This window comes from Micromonospora aurantiaca ATCC 27029 (assembly GCF_000145235.1).
Lineage (GTDB): Bacteria > Actinomycetota > Actinomycetes > Mycobacteriales > Micromonosporaceae > Micromonospora > Micromonospora aurantiaca.
This window is the reverse complement of sequence record NC_014391.1, coordinates 309624-320419: the sequence shown is the minus strand read 5'-3', so window position 1 is coordinate 320419 and position 10796 is coordinate 309624. Positions and strand designations below refer to the sequence as shown.

The following is a 10796-nucleotide window of genomic DNA, read 5'->3' as shown; positions in this document are numbered from 1 at the left end:
GCGCGGCGCACCACGCGGGCCGTCGGAGTTCAGCGGGTCCAGGCCGGGTCGCGCCCGGCCCGGCCGAGCAGCGCGTCCATGCTGTCCGGTGCCGCGCCGGTGGGCACCGGCGGGCCGAACGCGCCCATCTTCTGCCCCGTGTCGCCCATCCGGTCCATGAACTCGTGCCCCGCGGCCACCACTGCCGGGTCCACGGTCAGCTCCTGGCCGGTGGCCCGCGCCAGGTCCCATCCGTGGACGGTGAGGTCGATCAGGGCCATCATGCCGACCGTCTCCTGCGGCAGTCCCATGCCGGGGGAGACCCCCTCCTGTGTGGCCGGGTCGGACCACGCCTCGGTCAGCCGGGCCGCCTCGGTCGCGAACCGGTCCCGCCAGCCGTCGGTCAGGTGGTCGGTCTTGCCGGACCAGTCGACCTCCTCCTGGCGGGCCAGCGCCTGGAAGTTGACCACCACGTCGAACAGGTGGCCCAGCAGGTCGCGCACTGTGTAGTCCGGGCAGGGGGTGGGCAGGACGAGTTGGTCGTCGGAGATGCCGCGCACCACAGCGGCCGTACGCGGCGCCGCGACGGCGAGCAGTTCACTGGTCTTGGTATTCATCGGGCCAGCGTATGAGGACGGCGTCGATCGGCCCCACTTCTCAGGACCAGGGGATCAGCGGCGACGGACCGCTACCACAGCGACGTCGTCGTGGATCTCCGGCGGCGCCAGCTCGACGAGCAGCCGCCGGCAGAAATCGTCCAGGTCGTCGTCCACCCGGGTGGCGGCCACGCCGAGCGCCGCCATGCCGTCGTCGATCGTGGCGTCCCGCCGTTCGATCAGCCCGTCGGTGTAGAGCACGAGCGTGGCCCCGGCGGGCAGCACGAACTCCAGGTCCGGCGGGCGCGGCGCGCGTACGCCGAGCAGGGGCGCGGACTGCGTCACGAACTCGACCCTCCCGTCCCGGCTGAGCAACGCCGGCAGGTGCCCGGCGCTGGCCAGCCGGACCAGCCCGGTCGGCGGGTGGAGCAGCAGCACGCAGATGGTGGCCAGCTCGGTCGGCAGCAGGTTGCGCATCAGCTCGTTGACCCGGTCCAGGATCACGCCCGGCTGGTGCCCCTCGACCGCGTACGCTCGTACCGCGTGCCGCAGCTCGGCCATCACCGTGGCGGCGTGCAGCGAGTGCCCGGCCACGTCACCGATCGCCACCAACAGGTGGCCGTCGAGCATCACCAGCTCGTAGAAGTCGCCACCCACCTCGGTCTGCGCGCTCGCCGGCTCGTACCGGACGGCCAGGTCCAGGCCGACGACGTCGGGCAGCCGCTGCGGCAGCAGGCTGCGCTGCAACGTCACAGCGATCCGGTGCTCCTCGTCGAAGGACCGCTGCGCCTCGACCGCCGAGGCGACCGCCTGGGCGAGCTGCACCAGCACCGGCGTGCGTACGGTCTGGGTGGCGGTCGGCACCACCACGTAGAGCGGGGCCCGGTCCTCGCGCAGCCGGGAGGCGGCGACGGTCACGGTGTCGCCGTCCGGCCAGCCGGCCGGCGCCCAGTTGGCCGGCTCGTCGACGCGTACCCGGGTGCCGATCGGCACTCCGGTGTCGTCCACCACCCACGGCACGATGGTGGCCGGTGTGTGCGGGTCGGCCGCCACGCCCGCCAGGCAGTCCCCGTCGAACGTCTCGGCGACCACCGCCGCCGGGGCATTGAAGATCCGCGCCGCGCCGCTCGCGGCGGCCTCCAGCAGCCGGACGAAGTTCGGCGTCGCGTGCATCTCCACAGTGGCGTCGGCGAGCGCGGCGAGCCGTTCGGCGAGCTGCTCGGCCCGCCGCCGGGCCTGGTAGTAGCGCAGCACCGCGTGGGCGGTGGCGACCAGTTCCTCCGGCTCGATCGGCTCGGCCAGGTAGGCGTCCGCGCCCCGGGTGAGACCCTGCGCCCGGTCGACCACGTCGACCGCGTGCGCGGAGACGTGGATGACCGGGATCGACGGGTGCGCCTCCTTGATCCGCTCGCACACCTCGAAGCCGCTCATGTCCGGCAGACGGACGTCGAGCACCACGAGGTCGATGTGTTCCCGGTCCACCCGCTCCAGCGCCGCCGTGCCGTTCTCGGCCTCGACGGTGACGAAGCCGGCCCGGGTCAGCCAGTTGACCAGCAGGTATCGCTTGGGGCCGCTGTCGTCGACCACAAGCACGGTCACCGGCCCGCCGTCCACCGTCACGCTCCGCCCGCGGGGAGGACCACTGTGAACGTGCTGCCCCGGCCGGGTTCGCTGGTCAGCTCCAGCGTCCCGCCGAGCAGCGTGATCAGCCGGCGCGCGTACGGCAGGCCGAGCCCGGTGCCACCGACCCGCGTCGTGCCGGGCACCTGGTAGAACTCCTCGAAGACCCGTTCGTGCAGCTCCGGCGGGATGCCCACGCCGGTGTCGGTGACCGACAGCGTCCACTGGCCGCCGCGGCGCTCGGCGCGCAGGCGCACCTCGCCGCGTTCGGTGAACTTCAGTCCGTTGTGCAGCAGGTTGCGCAGCACCTGGGCGAGCAGCACCTCGTCCGAGCGCACAGTGGCCGGGGCCGGCGGTTCCTCGACCACCAGCTCCACCTCGGGGCGCGCGGCGAGCGCCCGCAGCGTGCCGCGCAACTGCCCGAACACGGCGCGCAGATCGACGTCGGACCAGTCCGGCTCGATCCGGCCCGACTCCGCCTTGGCCAGGTCGAGCAGCTCGTTGACCAGCCCCAGCAGGTCGCCCGCCGAGGAGCGGATCAGCCCCACCTGACGGGCCTGCTCGCCGGTGAGCGGGTCGGAGGCGGAGTCGGCGAGCAGCCGGGCCAGGCCGATGATCGCGGTGACCGGGGCGCGCAGCTCGTGGCTGACGTTCGCCAGGAACCGGCTCTTCGACTCGCTCGCGGCCCGCAGCTGGGCGGACTTCTCGTCCAGTTCGGCGTAGAGCGCCACCACACCGCGGTTGGTCTCCTCCAGCTCCTCGGTGAGCTGGTTGTAGAGCGCCATCACGCCGTGGTTGGTCTCCTGGAGTTCGGAGTTCAGCACCGCCAGCTCGTCGCGCTGGCTGCGTACCTCGTCGAGGGCGGCGATGAGCTGCGCGTTCTGGGCGGCCAACTCGTCCAGCGCGGAACCCGGCGCGCGCTCGGCCAGCTCGGCGCGGAGCTCGGCGGCGCGCTCGGCCGTCAGCTCCTCGGCGTGGTCGGGCACTCGTCGGGACATCCTCACGACGGTATCGCCCTCGACGGCCACCACCCGCAACGTGTCCACCAGACGCGCGACGGCGCCGGACTGCGGCTCGTACCGTCCACCGGGGAGCGGACGCAGCGGCGACAGGTCCACCTGGAGGACCCGGCGGCCGACCGCGTCCCGGTCGAGGGCGAACGTCACGTCCGCGCCGTCGGCCCCGTGCAACAGTTCCCGGGCCACCTCGCTGAGCGCGGTGGCGATCCGTACCTGGTCCTGATGTTCCAGCCCGACCGCCGCGGCCACCTCCCGGCCACGCTGCCGGACCAGGAAGATGTCCTGCTCCACCCGGAGCGCGAGGTGCAGGAGGGGCTCGGTCATGCCGCCCCCCGGGCCACCAGGACGCAGGCGTCGTCACGGCGGACACCGGCGTCGCGCAGCAGGGTCGCGGCGGCCAGCAGCGGGTTGCGGCCGGCGAGCCCGGGATAGTCGTCCAGATCCCAGCGGTCCACCACTCCGTCACTGTGCATGACCAGGGTGGCGTCGCGCGAGAAGGGGTAGTCGTACCCGCGGATCGCCGGACGCTGGTGCCCGGCGATGCCCGGCAGCGAGACCAGCCCGCGCCGCCGCTCGCCCGGCGCGACGATCATCGCGGCGATGTTGCCCAGCCCGGCGTAGCGGAGCACTCCGGCGGCCGGATCCGGTTCGGCCACCGCGAGCGCGGCGCCCCGGGTGTGCGAGATGGCGGCGTGCAGGTGCCGCACCACGACGTCCGGCGGCCCGTCCGGCGCCGAACGGAACGCGGACACGGCGGCACCTGTGGCGGCGGCGGCGAGCGGCCCGTGGCCCAGCCCGTCGGAGACCAGCACCTGCCGCCGGCCGCCGACCTGACGCACCGCGTACCCGTCGCCGCTCGTCTGCTCGCCGGTGATCGGCCGGGCCAGCCCGCCCGCCCAGTCCGGCTCCGGCGGTGCGGCGTCCCAGACCTGGACGACCAGGACCGTGCCCCGCCCCGGCGACGAGTAGCCGTCGAACCGGCTCGACTGCCGGGTGATCGCGCCGAGCCCGATGCCGAGCGTGCCGGCGGTGGAGTGGCCGTCGGCGGAGGAGAGCGTGAGGTCGGCCATGCCGGGGCCGGAGTCGATCGCGACCAGCTCCACGCCGGCCCGCCCGCCCCGGCGTGCCGGACGCATCAGGAGCGTGCCCTCGCGGGCGTGCTTGACCAGGTTGCTGGTGATCTCGGCGGTGACGATGGCCAGGTCCGCGACGCGCGCCGCGCTCAGTTCGAGCTGCCGGCCGAGACGCTCGGCCGCCCGGCGTACGCTGCCGGCGGTCGCGCCGGTGTCGACCCGGAACCAGATGCCGTGGTCGGGCACCACGTCGGCGATCATCGCGACCACTTGGTGACGGTGATCCGCGTCCCCTCGCCGACAGCCGTCCGGATGTCGAAGTCGTCGACGAGCCGGCGGGCGCCGCTCAGTCCCAGGCCCAGCCCGCCGCCGGTGGTGTAGCCGTCGGTGAGCGCCAGGTCGAGGTCGGGGATGCCCGGGCCCTCGTCGGCGAAGACGATCCGCACGCCGCGCCGGCGGCCGTCGGACACGGTGCTCACCTCGGCGCTGCCCCCGCCACCGTAGATCAGCGTGTTGCGGGCCAGCTCGCTGGCGGCGGTGACGAGCTTCGTCTGGTCCACCAGGGAGAGGCGGACCGCGACGGCTGTGGTACGCGCCAACTGCCGGACCCGCACCACGTCCTCGTCGCTGCGGATCGCCTGGGTCGCCGGCACACCCAGGTCGACGCCCGTGGTCATGCCGTCGCCGTCGTCTCGGTGTCCTCGTCGTCGGCCGCCTCGTCCCACTCGTCGGCGCGGCTGGCCGCGATCAGCTCCATGCCGCGCTCGACGTTCAGCGCGGTACGGATGCCGTTGAGCGACAGCCCCAGCTCGACGAGCGTGATGGCGACGGCCGGGCGCATGCCGACCACCACCGTCTCGGCGTCCAGCACTTTCGAGATGGACGCGATGGTGGACAGCATCCGGCCGACGAAGGAGTCGACGATGTCCAGCGCCGTGATGTCGATGATCACGCCGTGGCAGCCGGTGGCGACGATCCGCTCGGCCAGGTCCTCCTGCAACTGGACCGCCGTCTGGTCGGACATGTCGACCTGGATGGAGACCAGCAGGATGTCGCCGATCTTGAGGATCGGCACCCGTTCCATCAGGACTCCCGGCGCGGGCGGCGAGCGGTGGTCTCGACCCCGGTCAGGCGCAGCACGTGGCGCAGCGCGTCGGCGAGGCTCGCCTTGGTGGCGATGTCACCGAACTCGATACCGAGGGCCACGATCGTCTGGGCGATCTGCGGGCGGATGCCGGAGATGATGCAGTCGGCGCCCATCAGCCGGGCGGCCACCACGGTCTTGAGGATGTGCTGCGCGACCTGCGTGTCCACCGCCGGTACGCCGGTGATGTCGATGATCGCGTACGGCGAGCCGGTGTCGACGAGCGTCTGGAGCAGCCGCTCCATCACCACCTGGGCGCGGGCCGAGTCCAGCGTCCCGACCAGCGGGACGGCGACCACGCCCTCCCAGAGCTTGACCACCGGGGTGGAGAGTTCCAGTAGCTGCTCCGCCTGGTCGGCGATCAGGCTCTCCCGGGCCCGGACGAACGTCTCGAAGGTGAACAGGCCCATCTGGTCGACGAGCGCGGAGTAGGCGACGAAGTCACGCAGAGTGCCGTCACCCTTCTCCTCCTCCATCAGCTCCAGCAGGGCTTCCTTCAACGCGAAGACGCTGATCGCGGTCTCGGTCGCGGAGAACCCCTGCCGGGCCCGGTTCGTGGACAGCTCGGACAGCACCGCGCGCAGCTCACCGCCGTGCTCGCCGGCCAGGTCGGAGACGCCGTGCCGGCCGACGTCGACCAGCGCGCGGTGCAGCTCCTGCATCTGGCGAGCCAGCTCGGCGCGGCTCAGACGACCACGCAGCGAACCGGCGACGATCTCGGTCCAGCGACTGGTCAACCGCTCCGCGTGCTCGGTGAGCAGGTGGGCGAGCCGATCACCCTGTTCGGCGCTCAACGCCATGGTTGACCTCCCTGATTTGGACGGGCGGACTCTATCACCGGAGGCTGACGCGGTACTTGTCGCGCAGCAAAGAATGATCGGCCGCACCCGTGACGGCTCCCGTTCTGCGCGGCGCGCCCGTCGTGGGATACCGTTTCCCCGAACACAGGAGGTCGACGTATGTCCTTGACGGTGCACACGGAACAGCACGGCGACGTGGTCGTCGTGTCGGTCGCGGGCGAGCTGGACATGGCCACGGCACCGCAACTGCAGGACCAGATCACGGATCTGCTGGACAAGGGGCGCAACCGCCTGGTCTTCGACCTGGCCGAGGTGTCGTTCTGCGACTCCACCGGTCTGTCCGTGTTCGTCCGGGCGAAGAACAACTGCGACGAGGCGGGCGGCGTGGTCCGGCTGGCCGCCCCGCAGCGCGGCGTGCTGCGCATCCTCGAGGTCAGCGGCCTGGTCGAGGTGCTGCACACGTACCCGACGGTCGAGCAGGCCGTCGCGGGCGATCCCACCCCGGCCTCCTCCTGACCGATCCCGCTCAGCGCTCGTCCTCGATGTAGCGGGGACGGGCGATCACCATGCCCGCCGCCGTCTGCACGGCCAGCGCCACCAGCAGGAAGCCGATCGGGGCGGTCCAGCCGCCTGTCGCCTCGTAGAGGATGCCCACCAGCAGCGGCCCGAGAGCCGCGATCACGTACCCGGTGCTCTGCGCGAACGCGGACAGCGCCACGGTGCCCTCGGCGGTCCGGGCGCGCAGCCCGATCGTGGTCAGGATGAGCGGGAACGCGCCCTGGCCGAGCGCCAGCAGCAGCACCCACAGCGGCGCCAGGCCGTGCGGGGCGAGCGCCAGCCCGGCGTACGCGGCGGCGGAGAACACGGTCAGCGACAGCACCAGCGGGCGGAGCGTGGCCAGCCGTCCGGCGAGCGCCGGCATCATCAGCGCCACCGGCACGCCCAGCGCGGTCACCCCGGCGAGCAGCAGCCCGGCCGTCTCCGGCCGGTATCCGGCGTCCCGGAAGAGCTGGGCCAGCCAGCCCATGATCGCGTACCCGCTGAGCGACTGCGCCCCGAAGTAGACCGCCATGGCCCAGCCGAGCCGGGTCCGCCCCGGCTGCACGCGGGCCGGGGCGGCGACCGCCACCGCCGGGGGCGCGGCCCGTCGCGCGGCGCGGGCGCGCAGCGCCAGCGGCACCCACGGGAGTACGGCCAGCGCGGCCAGCCCGGCCCAGATGCCGAGTCCGGCCCGCCAGGAGCCGAACGCGTGCGCGACCGGCACGGCGGAGGCGGCGGCCACCGTCGTGCCCACAGTCAGGGCCATCGTGTACGCCCCGGTGACCAATCCGGTGCGGTGCGGGAAGTGCTGCTTGACGAGCATCGGCAGCAGGATGTTCGCCACCGCGATGCCGGCCAGCGCGAGCGCGCTGGTGAGCACGAAGACCGCCGCCGAGCCGGTGACCGCGCGCAGCACCTGCCCGACGGTGAGCGCCACCATGGCCACCACCAGCACCCGGGGCGCGGCCCAGCGGCGGACCAGCCACGGGGTGAGCGCGCCGAGTCCGGCGAAGGCGATGGTGGGCAGCGTGGTGACCAGGCCGGCCATCGCGCCGGAGAGGCCCAGGCCGACCCGGATCTCGTCGAGCAGGGCGCCGAGGCTGGTCACCGCGGCCCGCAGGTTCAGCGCGACGAGCAGCATCCCGGCGAGCACGAGCAGACCGCCCCGGACCGGGCCGGCCGCCGGGGCGGGGCCCGCCGCGGGTGTGACGCCGGGGGCGGGCACTGTCGCGGCGGGCGCAGGTGGCGGAGTCATGACCTCGAACCTACAATCATGGGATGAATTTCGGCACGAGGTGTAACCGGTGACACCCGCCGTGGATTCCGTCGCCGTGCCTCCGCGCGGTCACCGGGTCCGGCAGACGATCGAGCAGCTCCGGGAACGGATCCTCGGCGGCGAGTGGCCGGTGGGCGGGCGCATCCCCACCGAGCCGCAACTGGTCGCCGCGCTCGGCGTCGGGCGGAACACGGTCCGCGAGGCGGTCCGCGCGCTCGTGCACGCCGGGGTGCTGGAGTGCCGGCAGGGCTCCGGCACCTACGTGGTGTCGACCGACGAGCTGGCGCCGGTGGTGGCCCGCCGGCTCACCGACGACCGGATGACCGAGGTGATCGAGGTCCGGCGCGCGTTCGAGGTGGAGGCCGCCCGGCTCGCCGCGCTGAGGCGTACCCCCGAGGACCTGGCGGCGCTCGACGGCGCGCTCGCGGCCCGCGAGGCCGCGTGGTGCGGCGGCCGGGTGGACGAGTTCGTGGAGGCGGACGCCGCGCTGCACACGGTCGTGGTGGCGGCCGCGCACAACGCCATGCTCGCCGAGCTGTACGCCTCGGTCGGCGCCGCGCTGCGCAGCACGGTGGCCCAGGCGATGGGCGAGGCGCTGACCTCCGAGCGGTACGTGGACCACAGTCGGCTGGTCGAGGCGATCCGGGCCGGCGACCCGCAGCGGGCGGCGATCGAGGCCGGTGCTTTTCTCGAAGGGCCCGCCGGGGCATAGGTTGTCCCCGACGCAGACTCATCAGGGCACGGGAGTACGGATGCTCAAGGGCTTCAAAGACTTCATCATGCGCGGCAACGTCGTCGACCTGGCGGTCGGTGTCGTCATCGGCGCCGCGTTCACCGGCGTGGTGACCCAGCTCACCAAGTCGTTCCTGGAACCGCTGGTACGCGTGTTCATCGCGCTGATCACCGGCAGCAAGGACGGCCTCAGCGGCTCGACCCCGAAGTTCCGGGGCATCCCGTTCGACTGGGTGGCCTTCGTCAACGCGGCGATCACGTTCGTGCTCACCGCGGCGGCGCTGTACTTCCTCGTCGTCTACCCGATGAACAGGCTCGCCGAGCGGCGCAAGCGCGGCGAGGAGCCGCCGCCCTCGGCCCCCAGCGAGGAGGTCAAGCTGCTCACCGAGATCCGGGACGCGCTGCTCGCCGGCAACCACGGCACGCCCGGCCAGCGCAGCGCCCTGGACGACGTGCTCGGCCGCCGGCAGGAGCCGCCCGCGCCGCGCTGACGCCATAGCCGATCGGCCCCCGCGACGATCTCGCGGGGGCCGACGTGTATCGAACACATGTTCGATAGAGTCCGGGCATGGAGCAGCGTAGGCACTGGTGGAACGGGAAATGGGGACGCCTCGCCCGGCGTGACGTCTTCCTCCGGGTGGACGGCGACCGCTGGCACGTCGAGCAGCGGGCCGGCGGTGCCGAGGGGATCTCCCGCTTCTACGAGCACGCCAGCGTCGAGGAGGCCGAGGAGACGATCCGGGCGCTGCTGGACGGCACCGACACCTGGCGCGAGCTGTCCCCCCGCCCGCCGGGCGGCTGGGCCCCCTCCGTTTAGCTCCCGCGCGCCCCGGGAACCGCTTCTGCATGAGCCAGCAGCAGGACACCGTCTCCCGGGTCACCACCGGCATGCGGGTGGTCGACTCCGCAGGCGTCGAGGTGGGCACAGTCGATCTCGTGCAGCGCGGCGACCCGGCCGCGGTGACCGTGCAGGCGCCCGCCCCGGTCGACCCGGGCAGCAGCCTGGACGAGCTGATCGAGTCGGCGGCGGCCGAGGAGCCCGACGTACCGGCCGACCTGGCCGCCCGGCTGCTCCGCGACGGCTACCTCAAGGTCTCCACCGAGCTGGTCCGCACCGGCGCGGTCTACGTGCTGGCCGACCGGATCGCCGCGGTGGGCGACGGCGCGGTACGCCTCACCGTCCCGGCCGCGGAGCTGCCCGCCGAGGAGTGACACCCGGGGTCGAATGCGCCGATTCGGCGGCCCTGCGCGTCGAGGCGGCCACGCCCGGAAAGCGGCCTACGCTCGTCGGGTGCTCCTGACCTATGTGGACGAGTCGTACACCGATCGCTGGTACTGGATCGGCGCACTTCTGGTCCCGGAGGCCGTGGCCATCCCGCTCAGCACCGCACTCGACGAGGTGATGACGGACGCGGCCAAGGCGTACGGCATCGACCGAGCCGCCGAACTCCACGGGTACGACCTGTTCCAGGGGCGGACGGCCTGGGCGAGGGTGCCGCCACGCGCCCGGATCGCCGTCTACAACGCGGCGCTCAAGGCGATCGGCACGTACGACGTCACAGTCATCCTGCGCGGCGTCGACCGGCACGGCCTCACCCGGCGCTACGGGCTCACCCGCCCCGCTCACGAGGTGGTGCTGTCACACCTTCTGGAACGGGTGGACGGATACGCGGCGATGCGGGACGAACTGGCCCTGGTGATCGCGGACGAGGTCGACAACCCCGCAAGGCACCGCTCGGACCTGACCCGTTACCGGGTCGACGGAACCGGGGGCTACCGTTCCCGGCGGCTCAGCCGGATCGTGGACACCCTGCACTTCGCCCCGTCGCACGCCTCCCGGCTGGTGCAGGCCGTCGACCTGGTCACCTTCCTGTTCCGCAGGATGGCGAGCGGGGCGGGCGCGGATCCTCGGGAGGCGACGACGAACACGCGGCTGTGGTCCTGGGTCGAGCCGCGCCGATACCACTCGTGGTGCTGGCATCCGACCGGGCGGCCGACGCACGAAGGGCCCGCCTGA

At 73.0% G+C, this 10796-nt stretch carries 14 protein-coding genes; 6 read left to right on the top strand and 8 right to left on the bottom strand.

Going from position 1 to position 10796, the window contains the following annotated elements:
• Window positions 1–29: 29 nt before the first annotated feature.
• Genes MICAU_RS01625 through MICAU_RS01595 form a run of 7 tightly spaced genes read right to left on the bottom strand, consistent with a single transcriptional unit; the run spans window position 30 to window position 6231 of the window.
• Window positions 30–596 carry a TIGR03086 family metal-binding protein gene (locus MICAU_RS01625; RefSeq protein WP_013283528.1) on the bottom strand — a complete coding sequence of 189 codons (567 nt, stop codon included), beginning with the start codon at window positions 594–596 and terminating at the stop codon, window positions 30–32.
• 54 nt (window positions 597–650) lie between these two features.
• Window positions 651–2189, bottom strand: a complete 1539-nt coding sequence (locus tag MICAU_RS01620) for a SpoIIE family protein phosphatase (RefSeq protein WP_013283527.1) — start codon at window positions 2187–2189, stop codon at window positions 651–653.
• Window positions 2190–2191: 2 nt separating this feature from the next.
• The gene (locus MICAU_RS01615; RefSeq protein WP_013283526.1) at window positions 2192–3538 is read right to left on the bottom strand and encodes a sensor histidine kinase; all 1347 of its coding nucleotides are present in this window, start codon (window positions 3536–3538) and stop codon (window positions 2192–2194) included.
• A complete protein-coding gene (locus tag MICAU_RS01610) occupies window positions 3535–4548 on the bottom strand; it encodes a SpoIIE family protein phosphatase (protein ID WP_013283525.1) in 1014 nt (337 codons plus the stop codon). The genes MICAU_RS01615 and MICAU_RS01610 overlap by 4 nt, the downstream gene beginning before the upstream one ends.
• Window positions 4545–4964 carry an ATP-binding protein gene (locus MICAU_RS01605; protein ID WP_013283524.1) on the bottom strand — a complete coding sequence of 140 codons (420 nt, stop codon included), beginning with the start codon at window positions 4962–4964 and terminating at the stop codon, window positions 4545–4547. Before MICAU_RS01605 ends, MICAU_RS01610 begins: the two co-directional genes overlap by 4 nt.
• Complete coding sequence (locus MICAU_RS01600) at window positions 4961–5371, bottom strand: STAS domain-containing protein (RefSeq protein ID WP_013283523.1); 411 nt, start codon at window positions 5369–5371, stop codon at window positions 4961–4963. Before MICAU_RS01600 ends, MICAU_RS01605 begins: the two co-directional genes overlap by 4 nt.
• Window positions 5371–6231: an STAS domain-containing protein gene (locus tag MICAU_RS01595; protein ID WP_013283522.1), complete on the bottom strand. Its 861-nt coding sequence runs from the start codon at window positions 6229–6231 to the stop codon at window positions 5371–5373. Before MICAU_RS01595 ends, MICAU_RS01600 begins: the two co-directional genes overlap by 1 nt.
• Before the next feature lie 159 nt (window positions 6232–6390).
• On the opposite strand from MICAU_RS01595, the gene MICAU_RS01590 reads away from it, so the two are divergent.
• A complete protein-coding gene (locus MICAU_RS01590) occupies window positions 6391–6747 on the top strand; it encodes an STAS domain-containing protein (protein WP_013283521.1) in 357 nt (118 codons plus the stop codon).
• Between the two features lie 10 nt (window positions 6748–6757).
• Here the strand turns inward: MICAU_RS01590 and MICAU_RS01585 are convergent, their stop codons facing one another.
• Window positions 6758–8026 (bottom strand): MFS transporter, encoded by a 1269-nt coding sequence (locus tag MICAU_RS01585; protein ID WP_013283520.1) that lies wholly within the window; start codon window positions 8024–8026, stop codon window positions 6758–6760.
• Between the two features lie 49 nt (window positions 8027–8075).
• On the opposite strand from MICAU_RS01585, the gene MICAU_RS01580 reads away from it, so the two are divergent.
• The 5 genes from MICAU_RS01580 to MICAU_RS01560 all read left to right on the top strand — a co-directional run bounded on the left by MICAU_RS01580 (window position 8076) and on the right by MICAU_RS01560 (window position 10796).
• Entirely contained in the window at window positions 8076–8759 is a 684-nt protein-coding gene (locus tag MICAU_RS01580; RefSeq protein WP_013283519.1) for a FadR/GntR family transcriptional regulator, read from the top strand.
• A gap of 40 nt (window positions 8760–8799) precedes the next feature.
• Window positions 8800–9270 (top strand): large conductance mechanosensitive channel protein MscL, encoded by a 471-nt coding sequence (gene mscL / locus MICAU_RS01575; RefSeq protein ID WP_013283518.1) that lies wholly within the window; start codon window positions 8800–8802, stop codon window positions 9268–9270.
• 77 nt (window positions 9271–9347) lie between these two features.
• Entirely contained in the window at window positions 9348–9596 is a 249-nt protein-coding gene (locus MICAU_RS01570) for a hypothetical protein (protein ID WP_013283517.1), read from the top strand.
• A 29-nt stretch (window positions 9597–9625) separates the two neighbouring features.
• The gene (locus MICAU_RS01565) at window positions 9626–9991 is read left to right on the top strand and encodes a hypothetical protein (protein WP_013283516.1); all 366 of its coding nucleotides are present in this window, start codon (window positions 9626–9628) and stop codon (window positions 9989–9991) included.
• Window positions 9992–10070: 79 nt separating this feature from the next.
• Window positions 10071–10796 (top strand): DUF3800 domain-containing protein, encoded by a 726-nt coding sequence (locus tag MICAU_RS01560; RefSeq protein WP_013283515.1) that lies wholly within the window; start codon window positions 10071–10073, stop codon window positions 10794–10796.